General features: G+C 68.2%; 7 protein-coding genes. 1 reads left to right on the top strand and 6 read right to left on the bottom strand.

Going from position 1 to position 18935, the window contains the following annotated elements; genetic code table 11:
- Positions 1-3: 3 nt before the first annotated feature.
- The 6 genes from R5W23_RS28905 to R5W23_RS28880 form a co-directional block, all read right to left on the bottom strand.
- The gene (locus tag R5W23_RS28905; RefSeq protein ID WP_261188933.1) at positions 4-306 is read right to left on the bottom strand and encodes a MazG nucleotide pyrophosphohydrolase domain-containing protein; all 303 of its coding nucleotides are present in this window, start codon (positions 304-306) and stop codon (positions 4-6) included.
- Between the two features lie 287 nt (positions 307-593).
- Complete coding sequence (locus R5W23_RS28900) at positions 594-3092, bottom strand: sensor histidine kinase (protein ID WP_320689381.1); 2499 nt, start codon at positions 3090-3092, stop codon at positions 594-596.
- A gap of 64 nt (positions 3093-3156) precedes the next feature.
- Positions 3157-3897: a response regulator transcription factor gene (locus tag R5W23_RS28895; RefSeq protein ID WP_320689380.1), complete on the bottom strand. Its 741-nt coding sequence runs from the start codon at positions 3895-3897 to the stop codon at positions 3157-3159.
- 821 nt (positions 3898-4718) lie between these two features.
- Positions 4719-6584, bottom strand: a complete 1866-nt coding sequence (locus R5W23_RS28890; RefSeq protein WP_320689379.1) for a DUF4139 domain-containing protein — start codon at positions 6582-6584, stop codon at positions 4719-4721.
- 269 nt (positions 6585-6853) lie between these two features.
- The gene (locus R5W23_RS28885; protein WP_320689378.1) at positions 6854-8047 is read right to left on the bottom strand and encodes a vWA domain-containing protein; all 1194 of its coding nucleotides are present in this window, start codon (positions 8045-8047) and stop codon (positions 6854-6856) included.
- Between the two features lie 200 nt (positions 8048-8247).
- Positions 8248-9060 carry a 3-keto-disaccharide hydrolase gene (locus R5W23_RS28880; protein WP_320689377.1) on the bottom strand — a complete coding sequence of 271 codons (813 nt, stop codon included), beginning with the start codon at positions 9058-9060 and terminating at the stop codon, positions 8248-8250.
- A 552-nt stretch (positions 9061-9612) separates the two neighbouring features.
- Here R5W23_RS28880 and R5W23_RS28875 point away from each other — a divergent pair.
- Positions 9613-18876, top strand: coding sequence for a cadherin-like domain-containing protein (locus tag R5W23_RS28875; protein ID WP_320689376.1), 9264 nt, complete (start codon positions 9613-9615; stop codon positions 18874-18876).
- The last annotated feature ends 59 nt before the right edge of the window (positions 18877-18935 follow it).

The following is an 18935-nucleotide window of genomic DNA, read 5'->3' as shown; positions in this document are numbered from 1 at the left end:
GACTCACGGCTTGGCGGCGGCGCACGCGCACGGCGTCCGACCGCACTTCGGGCACCCGGCCCCGTACTTCCGTCGCACCGCGTCGTCGAGGTCCACGCCCGCGATGTTGGCCAGCGTGGCCAGCCACGCCAGCACGTCGGCGAACTCGAGCTTCAGGTTCTCAGGGTCGGCGGCGGGGTCGCGGAGCGCGGCCGACAGCTCGCCGACCTCCTCCATGAACCACATGAACGTCCCCTCGATCCCGCGGCGCGCGTCCTTCGCGCCAAACAGGTCGCGGATGCGGGTCTGCACCGCGGCAAGGGTCATCGGCGTTGGCGTTGGGTCGGTCACAAACGAGATTCTACAGGCGGCCGGAGAACGCGGCAGCCGGGCGCTCAGATGTGATACGCCGGGCGGGAAATGAATGTTCTCCACGGGGTAGGCGAAAGTCCCGGGTTGGGGGGCTCAAGTCGTCAGGTCCGGAAGTCGTCAAGTCGTAGAGCGTCGCAGACGTTTCTGCCCGTTTGAAGTACCCCGGCGCTTCAGCCAGTAAATGCGAGGGCGTGCTGTTGACGGCCTTCGACTTTACGACTTCCGGACCTGACGACTTGAGACTACCGACAAGGTAGTTCGAGCCGGAAGCACGCTCCGGGTGCCCCGTCCGCCGGCCGGTACGCGACCGTCCCGCCGAGCACTTCCGCCCACTGCTTCGCCAGTGCCAGACCAAGCCCGGCACCGCCCGCGGTCGTGTCCGCGACCGAGCCGCGGCGGAACGGCTTGAAAATCGCCCGCCGTTCGCCGGCCGGAACGCCCGGCCCGCGGTCCTCGACTTCAAACGTGACACGGCCCGCCCCGCCCCCCTTCGCCCACAGCCAGATCCGCCGGTCGGCCGCGCCCCGCGCGTACTTCCGAGCGTTGTCGATCAGGTTCCCGACGATCTGCTGCACCATAACCGGATCGGTGCTGAATTCCAGTTCCGGCGGCAGCGTCGAGACCACCACGAGTTCGTGCCCTTCGGCCGCGACCCGGTCCGCCCAGGTCTGCTTGAGTTGGTCGAGCAGTTCGGCCACGCGCACCGGCTTCAGGTCGCCGTTCCTCCGGCGCTTCTCAAGGCGCGCGAAGTCCAGCACGTTATCAACCAACCGGTGCAGCCGCTCCGACTCGACCGCCAGCGTGCGGAGGTACTCCTGCCGCTTCGCCTCATCGTGAATCATCCCGCTCGTGAGCAGGTCGAGGTACAACCGCAGCGACGTGAGCGGCGTGCGCAGCTCGTGCGTGACGGCCGACACGAACCGGATGCGCCGCTCCGCGAGATCGATAAGCGACCAGCCGCTCAGCCCGACCGCCGCAACGGCGACGAACGCCGCCGCCCACGCCAGGGCCAGCCCGAACCGCAGCGCGGTCCAGTCACCGGGCGGGAGTTCGGGCTGCGGGCCGGGGTCGAGTTGCACCGGAAGCGCGGTCATCGCACGCCCCGGCTGGACCCCGTCCGGGTTTTTCACCGGCACCAGCGTCGCGCCCGGAAACTGGTCCTTCACCTCGTCCTTGAGAAGTGCCTCGAGCCGGGGCCAGTCGAGTACCACCCCCTGATAGACGGTGCGGTTGTCGAGCTTAGCGACCCGCATCAGCACGAGCGTCTCCGTACCGTCCGCCGCGGTGAGCCACTGCGGCCGCATCGAGCCGAGGTGAATGTTGACGACCGGCGGCCCCACGAGCCAGTTTTGCGACACACCGTTGGTTAAGGCATTGCCGAGACCGTGCGATTGAACCGGGCGCGCATCGCCGACCGGGGTGAAAACGGCCGGCACGCAGCCCGCGCCACGGGCGATGCTCCACGCTGCCGCGAGCAGCGGGTTGCGTACCGCTTCCGCGCGGCACCGCTCATCGACCGCGTCCAGGCACCGCCGTCGGTCCAGTTCGATCCGGAGGGCCGCGAGCCGCTCGGTAATCGAGGCCCCGCCGGCCCGATCGCCCGGTCGCTTCTGCAACACGTCGGCGTCCTTGGCGAGTTTGGCTTGGTCGAGTGCCTCGCGGATCTTGTCGAGTTCGGTCATCGCCGGACCGATCGAAGCGCCCTTCTCGCCCTTTTCGTTGCCCATAGTCGGCGAGACGGGAACGACGCCATTCCGCACGTCGTTGTTCTGGAGCGCGCCCGGGTAGTTCTTCCCGTACATCGGGTCGGTGCCCGCATTCTTCGCTTCTTGCGTAGCCCGCTGAATGGTTTGCGCGCGATTCCAGAAGTCGTCGCGCCCGCGGTCGTTATCCGCCACGCGGGAAGAGCCTCTGGTGTTTGTTGCCTGCGATACTCCCGGGGCCGTTGCGCCCGGAGGGCCGGCCGGGGCCGGCGCGGCTGAAGGGGCGGCCCCCTCACGAGGCACGGCCGGTTGAAGGCTGTTCGCGGCCTGTGGCTCGCGCCGCGGCAGTTCCCACCCGAAAAAACTGCGGGCGTCGGGGGCGGCGGTCGTCGGAGTCAGTTCTGGTGGCGGGGGCGGCTTCGGGGCGGATGTCGGCGGACTGGTCGCAACCGGTTCGGCCGACCGCTGCCACGAATCGGTGGTGAACAGCGGGGCCGCAAACGGGAGTGAATCGGCCGGGATCGCGTGGTCGCGCGCCGCCAGCAGCCCGCAGGTCGCGGCGACGGGGTACTTCGCGCGAAGGTCGCTCAGCGCCAGCGCGCGGTCGGGGGAGTCGTTCCGGAGCGGGAGTTCGGGCCACGCCGAGGCGACCCGCTCGCGGGCGTCGGGGGGGAGCACCTGGGGCGAGTCCCACCCGGTCGCGGGATCGAGCTGGACGTGCAACCTCATCCACTCCGGCAGCGGCGCACCGAGCAGCGGGGTCGGGCCGGCGGTCACCCCCTGGAGCGGGTCGGCGGAACTGTAGTGATGAAACGGCCGGCCGTCCTCGCCGCCGAGCTGGAGCAGCACGCGGCCGTCGAGCTGCCACAGCGCGACGCGGAGCTTGTTCTCGAGTTCGGCTTCGGCGGCGGCCTCGCGCTGGGCGGTCTCGACGCGCAGCGCGACCACCGTGAGCCAGCCGAGGCCGGCAAACACGAGCGCCGCGACCGCGATGAACACCGCCGGCACGCCCACCGGGCCGAGCAACCGCCGTGACATAGGAACCCCGCCGAGCGCCGAAGTCCGTACCGCGCGGAGACTTGCCCGCAACGTTACGATGTCATCACCTCGCGACCTGTCGTTCTTCCGCGGGAACAAGTAGCGCGGGGCCGGCCATGTACCCGTGCGCCCGCACCGTGACGATCACCTCGGGCTGGTCATCGCCCTTGGCGGGGTCCCGCAGCTTGGCCCGCAACCGGGCCACGTGCATGTCAACCGCCCGGGTCTCGAGGCCGGCGGTGCCGATGCCCCAGACGCGCGACAGCAGCTCCTCGCGCGAGACGGCGCGCTCGCGGTTGCTCACCAGGTACTTCAGTAGCGCCGCCTCGGTCTCGGAGAGGTCGAGCCGGGTGCCGTCGCCCCACCGAACCTCGCGCCGCAGCAGGTCGATCGCCCCGCTCCCGAGTTGCACGACGCGCACCTCACTCACGGACCGCATGGTGCGCCGGAGGATCGCCTCCACGCGGGCGATCAGCTCCTTTGCGGAGAACGGCTTCACGACGTAATCGTCGGCGCCCATGCGGAGCCCGCGGACGCGGTCGTCCTCGCTCCCCCGGGCGGTGAGGAGGACCACCGGGCGCGTCGGGTTGGTGCGGCGGAGCTCGCTCAGCACCTCGAGCCCGTCCCGCTTCGGCAGCATGATGTCCAGCAGCACCAGATCGACCCCGGCCGATCCGGCCTCGCGGAGGCCCGCCGCCCCGTCGGCGGTCTCGGTGACGTCGTACCCGCTGAGCCGCAGGGCGTCCGAAACGCCGCGGCGGATGGCCGGCTCGTCTTCCACGACCACAATGTGTGCCTTGGGCATGACCCGAGCCCCTTGGGGAGACAGAAACTGCGGCCCGAAAATGAGACGCGAATTGCGCCCGTGCGTTGACGCGATTTCGCTTTTTCGGCCGCCGGCACTCGGCCCGGCCGGCGGCTCGCTTTGTTCAGCGGCGCTGAGAATACGACGCCGAACGCCCCCGTTTCGATTGTCCCACCGCCCACTTTCGCCCGCTCCAGTGGAATGACAAGCGACGCCTTGATGAACTTGTCCGCCGCGTTGGGCTTCGGCGAGCCCTCCACGGACCGGTCTGGATTTGCCGGTTGTGCGGCCTTCACAGTGGCGCGTCATGGCAGCAAACGGGTAGCTCGGGAGGTAGCGAACAGCCACTTTCTTGCCCCCTGCTGTCCCGTCGGCGCCCCAACTCGGGGCTACTGTAACCCCCGTTACACCTCGTGCCCCGGCGTGGGCGGTCAGCACTCCTCAGCAGTGCTGACCGCCCACGAACGGCATCGCTGGAGGTAGTCCAGCGGTAGCGGGCCGCCAGTTCCCCGGCCCGACGGGCTACCAGAGGGTAGTTCGGCGGTAGCCCGCGGGTTGCGAACGACCACCGAACGACCGCTTTCCCATCCGCACCCACCACATCGGCGCCTCGTCGGGTGTGTAGCCCTTGCCGTGACACCCCGGGCACGACTGGCCGCTATCCGGCACCCGTAACGTGGCGGCCGGAGTTCGCCGGAACCGGAGCCGCGCCGGGCGGCGTGCGGAGCGCGGAGCACCTACAGTACTGATGGCACGAGCGACCGCACGGCGCCGCCCGCGTCCTGATGCGTTCCCAGGTGGCGCCCCGTGCCCCACATCCCTTACTTGGCCAGGAACCCGCCGATGTTCACGTTCTTGTCGAGTTCCATTTTGAACTCGTAGTCGATCGTGAGCGCCTTCTCGCCGTTCTGCTTGGGTTCAAGTGTCACGTCCCACCGCAAGAGGCCACGGGCCTTCTCGTCGCGCACGTACAGCGGGTCGGTGCTCAGCTCGGGCTTCGGGTTCAGCACGTTGACGGCGATGGTTTGCGCCGTCTCGGCGTGCGGGGTGCGGTCCCACACCTGGACCGGCACCGCCGCGTTCTTGTATGACGAGAGGCGAATGCGGTACTTGAAGGTGAGCACCTGGTTCCCGCCCTGGGTGGTGCGGGTCTTGTCTACCAAGATGCGGGAGACCTGGAGTTGCGGGTCCACGCCGAACCCGACCGTGAACGGCTTCCCGGCCGCCACCAGCGGCAGGCGCGTTTGTCCCACGAAATCGCCGTTCAGGTACATCGTCGCGTCGCCCGCCAGCAGCACGAACTCGCTCGTGTTGGTCAGGTCCGCGAGCCGGTACACGTTCGGCGTGAGGACCGGCACGGCCTTGTAGTAGAACTTCGGGCTCAGTTCGATCTTGGCGATCTCGATGACCTGTTCGTCGCTGCGGCTCGGGACGGTGAGCCGCGTTGGCAGTTTGTAGGTCACGCTCGGCCCGTCGCCCGCGGCCCCTTCCGGCGCGGCGGCGGCCGCGGTCAGCTCCTCTTTCGTGGCGAACAGGTCGCGGAACTGCTCCAGCGCGGCGGCATTGTTCGCCAGGTCGTTGGCCTTCTGCTCGTTCTTCTCGCGGTAGTTGTCGGCCACCTGCGAGCGAAGGTTTTTGGACAGCTTGTCAAGGTCCTTGGCGTACTCGGTCGCGCTGGGCATCCCGCCGGGGCCGCCGCCGGCGCTCGCACCGGGTGCCACGGGCTTGGCGGGCGGCACCGGGACGCCGGTTGAAGGGTCTACGGCCGCCGCCGCGACGGTACCGACCGGGCTCACGTTGACCGCCAGCGCCTTCAGGTCCGGTGGCGCCGCGTTCAGGAGCGGCTGCGCGGTCGAGAGCGTGATCAGGGCGTTGGTCCAGTCCTCGCCGGTCCGCTGGTCGATCGCGGCCTGGTACTCAGCGACGACCGCGTCTTTGTCCTTGCCGGTGGCGCGGAACTTGTACTGCGGGCGCCACGACGCGCTGCCCACGAGGTAGTTCAGCTTCACCGTGCCGGCCCCGGCCTTCTTGTCGACCACGATGACGGCGTCGCGCTCGGTGCGGATCGACCCGCCGGCCCGCTCGCCCAGGAGCCGCTGCGTGAACGCGACTTTGGCCTGCACCTCGTCCAGTTGCTGCTTCACCAGGAGCTGGTCCTTCGTGCGCTTGGCCCGGTCCTCTTGCACGAACTTCGCCAGCGAGATGATCTTCTCCGGGTCGAGCTGGCCCTTGTCGGAGAGGTGCTCGAGCGACTTCGCGGTGAACCCCTCGAGCTTGTCGAGGAGCTTCAGGTTCTCGCCCATCGCCTTCATGTCGGCGTCCAGCGTTTGCGCCTTGGCCTGGAGGGTCTTGATTTCGGTTTCGAGCTTCCGCACCTCCTCGCGGGTGTCCTCGGCGATGGAGCGGGTGCGGAACCGGACGCTCAGGACGCGGTTGTTGTCGTTCCCCTCGGCGTACAGCGAGCTCTGCATGGTGAGCGGGGGCATCGGCGAAACGACCAGTTCCGTCAGCCCGGCGGCCTCGGGGACGCTCACCTCGCGGGTGACCAGCGCGGTGTTCGCGTACACCGTCACCGCGACGACCTTGCTCGTCGCGGGCTTCACGCGGTCCTGGTCTTGCGCGCCGGTGCGCGCGGCCGACGCAGACAGCGCCAGCCCGAGCGCGAGAACCGAAAAACGCACGAACATAGGCGTCCAACTCCCGAGAGGGAAATGTGAGGCAGCGAGAGCCGTCGGGCTCACGTTGAGCCCGACGCAAGTTTGATTCGAACGGACCGCCCGCCGGACAGGTTCGTGGTGACGGTCCGTTACCCCTTTTAGCGGTGGTCGCCGGCCATCGTGCCGGCCGGCGTGGTCCGCGGCCACACCGCGGCGTCAGCAGGCGGGTGTAGCCGCGGCCTACTCCGGCATGAAACTGCTGGAATCGTGTGTGTGGGCCGGTGGAGAACGCAGGTCGCCTACTTCTTCTCCGGGGCGATCTCGAAGCCCTTGCTCCGAGCTTGATCGCGGATCAGCGATTTGAGCGCCTCGTCCAGCGCCTTCTCGCCCTCGGTCTTGGGCATTTTGGCCAGTTCCTCGTCAACCTTCTTCTGCCGCGCGGCAGACAGGTCGCCGATCTGCTTCTTGAGCGCGTCGCGCTCCTCGGACTTCTTCTTCAGGAACGCCATGCGCTCCTCCGGCTTGATCTTCTTGAGGTCGTCGCACAGCTCCTCTTCCTTGATCTTGGTGAGGTCGAAGCCCTTCTCCTTCATGGCGTCCACGAGGTCCCAGGTGGCGTTCCGGTACAGCGCGCCGGCCTTAGTCGCGGCCCGTTCCAGGGCGACCGTCGGGGCCGCGCCCGCGCCGCCCGGGGCCAGTTTCGTTGCGTTCGCGTCCTGGGCCTTCTGGTTTTCAGCCCGGTCCTTGCCGTCTTTGCCGTAGGATACGTACGTGTTGTTCAGCGCCTCGCTCAGTTTGACGATCTTGTCGTCGAACTCGGTCTTCACGACGACCTGTTGCGCGGCCTTGTTCTGGTCGATGTTGACGTGCCGGCCGCCGGCCGATTCCGAAAACCCGGCCCAGCCCGGGATCTCGCCGTCGTGCCCGTACTTGCAGTAGATCGTGTTCACCACGACGCCGGCCTTCTTGGCCAGCGCCGCGACGTCGTCGAGCTTCACCTGCTTGTCCTGGTCGACCGGCTCGTTGCCGCACACGAAAATGAGCTTCAACGCGCCCTCCTCCGTGCTCCACTTCTGCTCGTCGAGGGCCGCCTTCGTGACCCGCGCGACGAACTCATCGCCGCCGCCGGTCCGCAGGACGTTGAGCTCCTTGTACACCTCGTCCAGGTCTTCCGTGAGGTCGGTGTGCTTCTTGACCCAGCCCTTATCGCGAGCGTAGGTGGTGGTGCCGTAGGAGTAGAGCGCGACGCGGAGCCGCGGGGCCGGCTTGATGCGGGCCAGTTCGTTCACCACGTTCCAGAGCTGGAGCTTGGCCGAGTCGATGAGGCCGTTCATGCTCCCGGACACGTCCAGACAGATGACGAGGTCGATCGGGCGCCCCTCGGCCGCCTTCACGGGTGCGGCGGGCTTGGGTTCGTCGGCGGGCAGCGGGAGCACGGCGCCGAGCACCAGCGCGGCGGCCGCGAGTGCGGTTGTGCGGAACGGGTTGAACACGGGCACCCCTCGTCAGCGGAACCGGGACATGTGCGGGCACAGTTGCCCACCCCGTCACGTCCGACGAGATTGTAAAGGGTTTCGTTTGAAGGGGGTGTAACGCTTCAGTAACGGTGCCAGCGCGGGCGTAAGAAAACGCAAGAGGCCAGAGCCGAGCGGCCCCGGCCTCGATCACCTCGCACTCGCACCCGCTTCAGAAACTATTTCTTCAGCACCTTGATCTCGACTTTGCGGAACTCGACCGGGTGGCTCTCGGCCTGCAGCGCGATGTAGCCCTCTTCGAGCAGCAGTTTCTTCTCGTCCTTGATGAGCTTCTTGGCGTCGTCGTCCTTCGGGTCGAGTTGCGGCTTCTCGTACTCCATCACCACCTTGCCCTCCACGAGGTGCTTCACGGCCCCCGAGCCGTTGACCTCGATCTCGGCGGTCACCCACACGTCCCCGTCGTAGGTTTCGGACTTCGAGTTCAAGCAGTGGGACGTGTACAGCTTCCCGCCGGACACAATGTTCGTGCCCGGGGAGCACATGTTGTTCGTGGGGCGCTTGCCCTTCCCGAGGCCGCCCAAGAACTGGGCCTCGATGGACACCGGGAACTCCTGGTCCTTGCGCATGGTCTTGGGGTCCTGGCAGTGGAACATGACCCCGCTGTTGCGGGTCGCCCACCCCGGGCCGCCCTTGCACTGCTCCCCGGTGAACCGGTACTCGACCCGCAGCCGGTAGTGCGAGAACTTGTCCTTGTAAAAGAGGTGACCGAACTGTCCGTTGAACTCTTTGTACTTGTCGTAGGCCGCCTTGATGACGCCGTTCTCGACCCGGAACGTGTCGGCGTAGTTGTCGCCGAACTCGTGCCCGGTGATCTTCGGGGTCCAGCCGTCCAGGTTCTTACCGTTGAACAGCGGGACCCACTCATCGGCCTTTGAGTCATTAGCCGCAGATGAGAGCGGCAAAGGGAGCAAAGTTGCAGTTGCGAGTGGGGCAAGAAGCAGACCCGCCCAGCACCGGTTCCACACCCTCATCGCGCACCTCCCAGATAAACGGAAGTCGAAGCCCGCCATCAGTATACGGCGCGGCCACCGCCCGGCAGTCCGGCGCCGGTCGCGAGTTCAGGCCGGTTCTTGCAACCGTGAAGAATTGAAGAGGTGTCAAAAGTTGAACTTGGCACTTATTTCTGCGCCGTAAGGATAACACCGTTGCGTAACCTGCGCGGCTTACCAGTGCGTAATTTCTCGCGTTCATCCGACGCGCCGTCGCGAGCGGTCTGGAACGCGGCTTCGGGAAAGCGAGCGGTGCAAAACAGATATGGCCCTCCAAAGCGATCACATGACCCGGCCTGCTCCCACTACGCCACCATTTGCCGATATGTAAAACCACCGCAATATCGTTTCCGCTAATACAGTGACGTTTTTTATCCATCGCTGCTTGACGCCTCCAACGAGGCGCCGGCCCGGAAGTCTACGTGCTGAACGTCGCCCAACGGCGTCCGCACCGCTCCTGTGTCCTTTGTCATTTTTCCCTGCATTCGCGACGAAGAATGCGCCCGGATGCCCGGGCATTGAGGAGTCATACTGATGTCCGTCCGTCCCCTGTGGGTGCGCAAGTTTCTGAAGCAGTGGAGCGAGCGGAAGAGGGCGAACCTCTCCAAAGGCCAGAGGGCGTCGGGGCTCGGAGTCGAGGTGCTCGAGGGGCGCGACGTGCCCGCGACGGTCACCCTGGCGTCGGGCGTCCTGACCTACGCCGCCGGTTCGGGCGTCGATAACAACATCTCGGTCACCGTTTCGGGCTCCAACTTCGTCTTCACGGACAGTGCGGAGACGATCGACACGAGCGTTTCCGGTGCAAGCGGGAGCGGCACCAATTCGGTCAGCATCCCGACCGCGAGCATAACCGGCCTCACGCTGAACCTGGGCGACGGCTCGGACACGATCAACGGCACCGGCGGGTTGGTGGTCAACACCACCAACGTCAACCTGATCGTCAACGCCCTCGACGCGCTGACGCTGGCCGGCGACGTGAACACCGGCACGGGGACGATCAGCATCCTGGCCAACCAGGACGGCGCCGGGACGCAAGGGCTGTCGCAGACCGGCGGCACCATCACGACCACGAACGCCACGGACAACGCCCTGTCGGTCACCGTCAACACGACCGCGGGCGGCACGGGCAGCGCGGCCCTCGACAGCACCGCCATCGGTTCCGGCACCACGGGCGGGCGGCTGACGGTCAACAGCAACGGCGGCAGCATTCTGTACGGCACCGCTACAGCGGCTTTGGGCACTTCGCAACAGGGCACCGTGAATGGTGGCTCGGCGCCGGCCCGGACCCTGGTGGCCCGGAGCTACACGTTCACCGCTACCGGCGCCGGCAGCATCGGCACCACCACCCGCCCGATCCAGTCTCTCACCCCCAATGACGGCACTCAGATAGCCCTGACCGCCGGCACCGGCGGCATTTACTGGACCGACTGGAACAAAGATCTCACCGTCGCCCAGGCGCTGGCCGCCGGCGGCGATATCCGGATCGTCACGGCTAACGTGGGCGGTCACGACCTGACGATCGCGGGACAGGTTTTTACCGGCAACGGCAACATCTACCTCGCGGCCGACGACAACTTCGCCATGAGTGCCGGTGCCACCGTCGGCGGAACGCTCAACAGCGTGACGTTTGCGGGCCGCGTGTGGATCCAGGGCAACCGCGACCGCGGCACGGCCGGCCAGACGTTCACCATGAACGCCGACTCGTCCATCATCACGACCAGCACCACCAACAAAAGCGTCGCGCTCACCGCGCTGCGCGGCCAAGCCGATCAGGCCGTCTACATCGACTTCGAGGGCGACGCCGGCAGCCCGTCCGTGATCACGCTGGGCAACATCACCACCGGCGACGGTGGTCGCATCGTGGTCAATAGCTCGCCGCGGGCGTACCTGAGCACCGGCGCCGAAGACGCGGCCGGGCGCGTCGCCATCGCCTCCACCAGTAACCTGCTCGACGCCGGGGCAAGCGGCACGATCGAGCTGATCGGCCGAATCACCGCCACCACCGCGGCCGACGCCATCGGTACCAGCGCCGTGCCGATTCGCGTGGCCGGCGGCAGTGTGATCGTCAACAGCAACTTCGGCAACGTGTACGTGACCGGAACTGCGGCCACTGCGTTCACCTCCGCCACCGCCGCAAACCTCACAGGTCAGAGCGCGGCGGTCAACACGACACTCGCCACGGCCGTCGGTGCGTTAACCGTCGCCGGGGCCACTACCGTACCCAACGGTGGCAACCTGAACCTGAGCGGGGCCAGCGGGGTCGTCCTCGCCGCCGCGGCCACCACAACGGGAGCCGGCGCGGTGAACATCACTGGCGGTCTCACCGGCACCGGCTCCACGGCGACCGGCACCGGGGCCACCACCGTGGCCGGAGTGCTGTCCCCGGGCACCGTCGGCACCACCGGCACTCTGACCCTCAACAACCCCGCCCTCGGCGCCACCGCCACGTACACGGCCGACCTGAACACCACCACAGCCGGTACCGGCTACGACCAACTCGTTGCTACGGGCACCGTCAACCTGAGCGCGGCCCCTACACTGCGGCTCATCGTCCCAGCCACCGGGCTGAGCGTCGGTAACACGTTCACCCTGATCGACAACCGCGGTTCCGCCGCGATCAACGGCCAGTTCGCCGGTGGCACCACGGTTGTGGCCACAAACAACCCGCTCTACACCTTCACCCTGAACTACGCGGGCGGTGACGGAAACGACCTCGTTGCCACGCTCACCAACGTTGCAGCCAACGGCACGCTCGATGAAACCAACGGTGTGGTCAGCTACTTGACCGGTCCGGCCGTCAATACCGGGCTGAGCGTGAGCATTGATGGTTCGGGCAACTACGTCGTGTCCGACACCGCGACCCCGATCACCCTCACCGCCGGTGCAGTGGCCGCGGGGTGGTCCGTGAACGCGAGCGGCGTCGCCACCCGCGCCACCGCCGGGGTCACGGGACTGGTGTTCAACCTCGGCGACGGCACTGATCAGGTGGCCGGCATCAACGCCGGTACCGCGAACGTCACCCTGAACGGGTCCGGGGCGCAAGCGCTCACCGGCGTCGTCACGACCACCGGGTCGATAACGGTCAACACCACCGGCGCGATCACCGCTACCGCAACCGGCCGGCTCGCCGCGCCGACCGTCAACCTGACGGGGTCCGGCATTGGCACCGCGGCCGCGCCGGTGCAGACCACCGCCACGACCATCGTGGCGACGGCGGGGCCGGGTGGGGCGTTCCTCGCCGAGTCCGACGGGGCCAGTGTGACGGCCAGCGCCACCGGCACGGGGGACATCAGGGTCGTCAACGCCACCGGCACGTTGACCATTGCCGGGGCCACCACAACGGTTAGTGGCAACATCACCCTGACCAGCGGCGACGCGCTCGTGCTCAGCGCGAACGTGAACGCGGGCAGCGGCACCGTCACGCTGGCGGCTAATACGGACGGGGCGGGCACCGAGGGGCTGAGTCAAACGGCCGGCACCGTCACCACCACGAACGCAACCGACGCGGCCCTCGTCGTCACCGTGAACACGGCGGCCGGCGGAACCGGGGATGCGAGCATCGACAGCGCGGCGGTCGGCAGCGGCACGGCCGGCGGCCGATTGAGCGTGAACTCGAACGGCGGGAGCATCCTGTACGCCGGCACCGGCGCCCTGAGCGACTCCCAGCGCGGGATCGTGAACGGTGGCACCGCACCGGGCCGCACCCTGGTCGCCCGAAGTTACGTGTTCACGGCCACCGGCGCCGGTTCCGTCGGGACCGACGCCCGTCCGATTCAGACCGCGATGCCGAACGAGAGCACCAGCGTCAGCATCTCGGCCGGATCCGGCGGCATCTACATGACCGACTGGAACGGGGACGTGCTGTTGAGCCAGGCCGTGGCCACCGGCGCGGGCAACATCCGGGTGGCGACCGGTAACGCGACGGGGCACAACCTGATCGTGGACGGCCCGGTCAGTACCGGCAGCGGTAGCATCTTCCTCGGCTCTGACGACGACCTGACCGTGAACGCGGGCGTCACCATCGGCGGCGCCGGGTTCAGCGGAACCGTGTGGCTGTCCGCGAACCGCGACCGCGCGACCAACGGCCAGTCCATCACGTTCGCCCCGACCGCCTCGATCGTGACCTCGAGCACGGCGAACCAGGATGTGGCAGTCGCCAACCGCAACCTGACCACGCAGGCCGTGTACATGGAGATCGGGGGCGGCACCACCAACCCGGGCAACATTCAGGTGGGCAACATCACCACCGGCGACGGCGGGCGGGTGGTGCTCAACGGCAGCAACCTGGCCGATCCGACCCAGACCGGCCTCATCCGGATGGCCGCCGCGGATAACGTGCTCAACTTCGGTACCACCGGCACCCTTGACCTCCAGGTCATCGGCGCCGCCACCCTGGCTGACAACATCGGTACGGCGGCCCTCCCGATCCGGGTCGCCGGCGGAAACGTGGTGGTGCGGGACACGAACGGGAACGTTTATGTCACCGGAACCGGGGCTACCACATTCGTCGCGAACACGACCACCGGGGGCTCGCTCGCTCTGGCCACCACGGCCGGCACACTAACCGTATCCGGTGCCACCGGTGCGGCGAACGGCGGCAGCATCAACCTGAACGGAGCCGGCGGGGTTGTCCTCGCCGCCGCGGCCACCACAACGGGAGCCGGCGCGGTGAACATCACCGGCGGGCTCACCGGCACCGGCTCCACGGTGACCGGCAGCGGGGCCACCACCGTGGCCGGAGTGCTGTCCCCGGGCACCGTCGGCACCACCGGCACCCTGACCCTCAACAACCCCACCCTTGACCCGACCGCTACCTACACGGTCGATCTGAACACCACCACCGCCGGCACCGGGTACGACCAACTCGTCGCCACCGGGACCGTTAACCTGAACGGGGCCACACTTGCCGTGTCGGCCGCGCCGAACTTCCAGGTCGGCGACACCTTCACAATCGTGTCGAACACCGGCACGGACGCGGTGACCGGCACCTTCGCCTCGGGGGCGACGCTGACCGCCGGTAAGTACGTGTTCACGATCAACTACGCCGGAGGCGACGGCAACGATGTCGTGCTCACGGTCAGCCAGATCATCAACGCCGCTCCGGTCAACACGCTCCCGGCCGGGCCGCTGACCGTGGCCGAAGACGGGACGCTGGCCGTGACCGGCGTGTCGGTCAGCGACATCGACGCCGGGACGGCCGCCGTTGTCGTGACGCTGAGCGTTGCGCACGGCACGCTCGCGACCGACGCCACCACCAACGTCACCGCCACCGGCACCGGTACAGCCACGCTGACGTTGACCGGCACCATCGCCAACCTGAACACCGCCCTGGCCACGCTCCGTTACACCCCGGCGGCCAACTACTTCGGCAGCGACACGCTGACGGTCACGACGAACGACCAGGGCAACACCGGCAACGACGGGCCGAAGACCGACACCGACACGGTGAACATCACCGTCACCGAGGTGAACGACGCCCCCACCGCGGCCGATGACACGCTGCCGAGCGTCGCGGAAGACAGCGCGCCGCTGACGATCCCGTTCGGCACCCTGACCGGCAACGACTCCCAGGGGCCGGCCAACGAGTCGGCGCAGAGCCTGACCGTTACTGCCGTCGGCAACGCCGTCGGCGGCAGCGTGGCCATCGTTGGCGGAGCGGTGGTCTTCACCCCCGCGGCCAACTTCAGCGGCACGGCCAGTTTCACCTACACCGTGACCGACAACGGAACCACCAACGGAGCCGCCGACCCGAAAACCAGCACCGGCACCGTAACCTTCACCATCACGGCGGTCGCCGACACGCCCAGCGTGACTGGCGCGACCACCAGCGCGGGGGTCCAAACCACCGGCGGGTTGGTCATTAGCCGCAACGGGGCGGACGGCGCCGAAGTCTCCTACTTCAAGATCACCGGGATCACCAACGGTACCCTGTTCCTGAGCGACGGTGTCACGCCTGTCGCCGAAGGCTCGTTCATCACCGCCGTGCAAGGCGGCGCGGGCCTCAAGTTCACCCCGGCCACCAACTTCACCGGCACCGGCTCGTTCCAGGTGCAGGCCTCGACCGGCGCCACCAACACCGGGCTCGGCGGGGACGTGGTCACCGCAACCATCACCGTCACCGCAGCTAACCTGCCGACCGTCACCGCCACCGGCGGCAACGTTCATTACACCGAAGACGACCCGGCCACCACTCTGTTCACCGGCGTCACGGTGAGCGCGGGTGCCGGGTTGAACATCGACCAGATCGTGCTGACGGTCCAGTTCGCGGCCGACCCGGGCTTCGACCTCTTGCGCATCGACGGCACCGAATTCGTTCTGACCGACGGCACCACCGGCACCACCGCCGGTAGCGGCCTGAGCGTGAGCGTGCAGAACAACGGGATCGCAACGATCACGATCACCAAGACCGGCGGCATCTCCGCATCCGCCGCGGCGGATCTCCTGAACAGCCTCGCGTACCGGAACTCGTCCCAGCGCCCGACCTCCGGGCACTTCTTTGATGTCAAGATCGTGAGCGTTCGTGACACCGGCGGAGCCACATCGGCCGCCGCCCCGGTTCTCACAACCGTTCACGTAGATGGGGTGAACGACGCACCGGTGCTAACGAGCAGCAACGACTTCACCCCGATCGCCGAGGACCTCACCAGCAACAGCGGCGTGCCGATCGCGGCCCTCCTGGCCGGCCACGTGAACGATGTCGACGAGCCGGGCACGATCCGGGGCCTCGCGCTGACAGGCACCAACACCGCCAACGGGACCTGGGAGTACACCGCCGACGGCAGCGGCCTCAACTGGCTCCCGGTCGGCACCGTCAGCCAATCCCAGGCGCTGCTACTGAACGCCGACCCGAGCACCCGCCTGCGGTTCGTCCCCAACGCGAACTTCAACGGCACCGTGACCGCGGGCGTCACGTTCCGGGCGTGGGACCAGACGACCGGCGTCATCGGCACCAAGGTCGATGTTTCCGCGGCGGGGGGAACGACCGCCTTCAGTGCGGCAACCGGCACCTCGGCGATCACGGTGACGCCGGTCAACGACGCGCCGGTGAACACCGTTCCGAGCACACCGCGGACCGCGCTCACGAACGGCACCGTCGCGGTGACCGGCGTCAGCATCGCGGACATCGACGCCGGAACGGGTTCGGTCTCGGTGACCTTTAGCGCCGGCGCGGGCACGTTCGCGGCGAGCGCGGGTGGCGGGGTCACCGTCGCCGGCAGCGGCACCGGTGCGATCACCCTGTCCGGCACCGTCGCGAACACCAACGCGCTTTTGGCCGGTGGCGCCCTGACCTACACCGCCCCGGCGGTTAGCGGGGGCGTCGCCGTCACGGTGGTGACCAACGACCACGGCAACTCGGGCGCGGGCGGCGAGTTGACCGACACCGACACGTTCACCATCAACGTGTCCGCCCGGCCCACGGTGGCGCTCCTCGTCTCCTGGGAAACGATCTCCGAAATCGGGGGCGTGACCACACTGACCGCGTACCTGTCCGCCCCCACGGACGTTGACGTGGCTGTCACGCTGAAGTACGCCGGCACGGCGACGCTCGGCGCCGACTTCACCGCGCCGACCACGATCCTCATCCCGGCCGGCCAAATCAGCGGCAGCATTACCATCGCTGCGACCGCCGACGGGGTTATTGAGGGGCGCGAGACGATCGACATCACCATCGACTCGGCGACCGTTGCCACGGTGTCCGCCAACCCGGTGACCGTAAACATCCTCGACGACTCGCCCCAAAACCAGGCTCCGGTACACACCCTTCCCGGAAGCCTCACCACCGACGAGGACGTGCCGGTCGCGTTCACCGGGACGAACGCGATCCGCGTGACCGATCCGGACAACAGCCCGGGCGCGCTGACCACGGTCGTCTCGATCGCTCCCGACAAGGGGACCCTCACCGCCACCGGGGCCGGCGTCACCGGGAGCGGCACGGCGACGCTCACCTTCACCGGCACGGCCGCGCAAATTAACGCCGCGCTGGCGACCCTGGTTTACACCCCGACGCCCGACGGGAACGACACCACGTTCGACGGCGCGACGACGATCCGGATCGTCACCACCGACTCGCGCGGCGGCTCCGCGGAGGACGCGGTCGTCGTCAGCGTGCTCCCGGTGAACGACCCTCCGACCTTTACGATCGGAGCCGACCAGACGGTTAACGAGGACGCGGGCGCGCAGACGGTAAATGGGTTCGCCACCGGGTTCGCCCCGGGCGGCGGCGAGGTGGGCCAGACCGCCGCGTCGTACACCGTCACCGTAACCGCCACCACCGGGAACTTGGCGTTCGCCGTAGCCCCGGCGGTCGGCGCCGACGGCACGCTGACGTACACCGTCGCACCGAACACCAACGGCACGGCCACGGTCGCGGTGACCGTCACGGACAGCGGCGGGGCCATGAGCGCGCCACGGACCTTTACCATCACCGTGAACGCGGTGAACGACGCGCCGAGCCTCACGCTCGCCGGTAACGTGACCGCCGCGGCGTCGCCCAACACGGCCGGCATGGGGCTGGGTGGGACGTACATCCAGCGGAACTTCGCCACGTTCGCCCCGGGCGGCGGGAGCGACGAGCAAGGGCAAACGCCCGCGTCGTACAATCTGACCAGCAACCGGCCAGACGCGTTCGTCGCGCCCCCGACGATCGACGGTAACGGCACCCTCATGTTCACCCTGGTGAACGGCTTCGCCGGCGTGATCTCGGTGACCGTCACCGTGACGGACAGCGGCGGCACCGCCAACGGTGGCGTCGCCACCAGTTCCGCGCAAACGTTCACGATCTCGGTCAGCGAGCTGGAAAGCCCGCAGTCGCCCCCCGTCCCGCCGGCACCGGGCGGTAACGCGACCGGTGCCCAGTACATCGCCATCGGAACCGAGGCGGGCACGCTCGGCACGGTTCGGGTGCTGTCGGCGATCAACCGCATCCCGGTCCGCGACATCGTCCCGTTCCAGGGGTACAACGGGGGCCTCCGGGTCGCCCTCGGCGACGTGAACGGCGACGGCCGTGAGGACCTCATCGTCGGCACCGCCAGCGCCAGCTCGCACGTGAAGGTGTTCGACATCGTCACCGGGGCCGAGTTGCACTCGTTCCTCGCGTTCCCCGGCTTCACCGGGGGCGTGGATGTCGCCGCGGGCGACGTGACCGGGGACGGCAAGAGCGACATTATCGTGGGCGCCGGGGCCGGAGCTGCGGGCGGGCACGTGAAGGTGTTCGACGGCGCCACCGGGGCCGAGTTGCGGTCGTTCCTCGCGTTCCCCGGCTTCACCGGCGGGGTGAAGGTGGGCGCGGGCGACCTGACCGGCGACGGCAAGGCGGAGGTCGTGGTGCTGGCCGGCCCGGGCGGGAACGGGCACATCAAGGCGTTCGACGGGGTCACCGGCGCGGCAGTCACCTCGTTCCTCGGCTACACGGGGTACGCGGGCGAGGTCGACCTGGCGGTCGGCGACGCCGACGGGAACGGCCTCGACGAGATCGTTACGGCGGCTCAGAACCCCACCAGCGGCACGCACATCAAGGCCTTCGACAAGGACGCCCGGGCGGTGCGCAGCTTCTTCGCCCCGCTCCCGGGGGACCCGCTCCAGCGGAGCGACCAGTTCCCCGCCCTGCCCCCGGGCACCACGGCCCGCATCGCGATCGCCGATTTCACCGGCGACAACGTTGCGGACTACCTGCTCGGCAGCCCGCCCGGCGCGGGCGCGAGCTGGGTGCTGCTCCTCAACGGGGCCAGCGGGGCCGTGGTGGAGAACCGGCACGCGTTCGACCCGACCTACGGCCTCGGCGTCTACGTCGATATGTAACCGGAGCCGAGACGGGGTTGCGGGAGCGGGGGGGGGGGCCACCCCCACCCCCCCCCCCC

Origin of the sequence: Gemmata algarum (genome assembly GCF_034097035.1) — a bacterium.
Lineage (GTDB): Bacteria > Planctomycetota > Planctomycetia > Gemmatales > Gemmataceae > Gemmata > Gemmata algarum.
The sequence above is the reverse complement of the archived record's forward strand: the minus strand, read 5'-3'. Positions and strand labels throughout refer to the sequence as shown.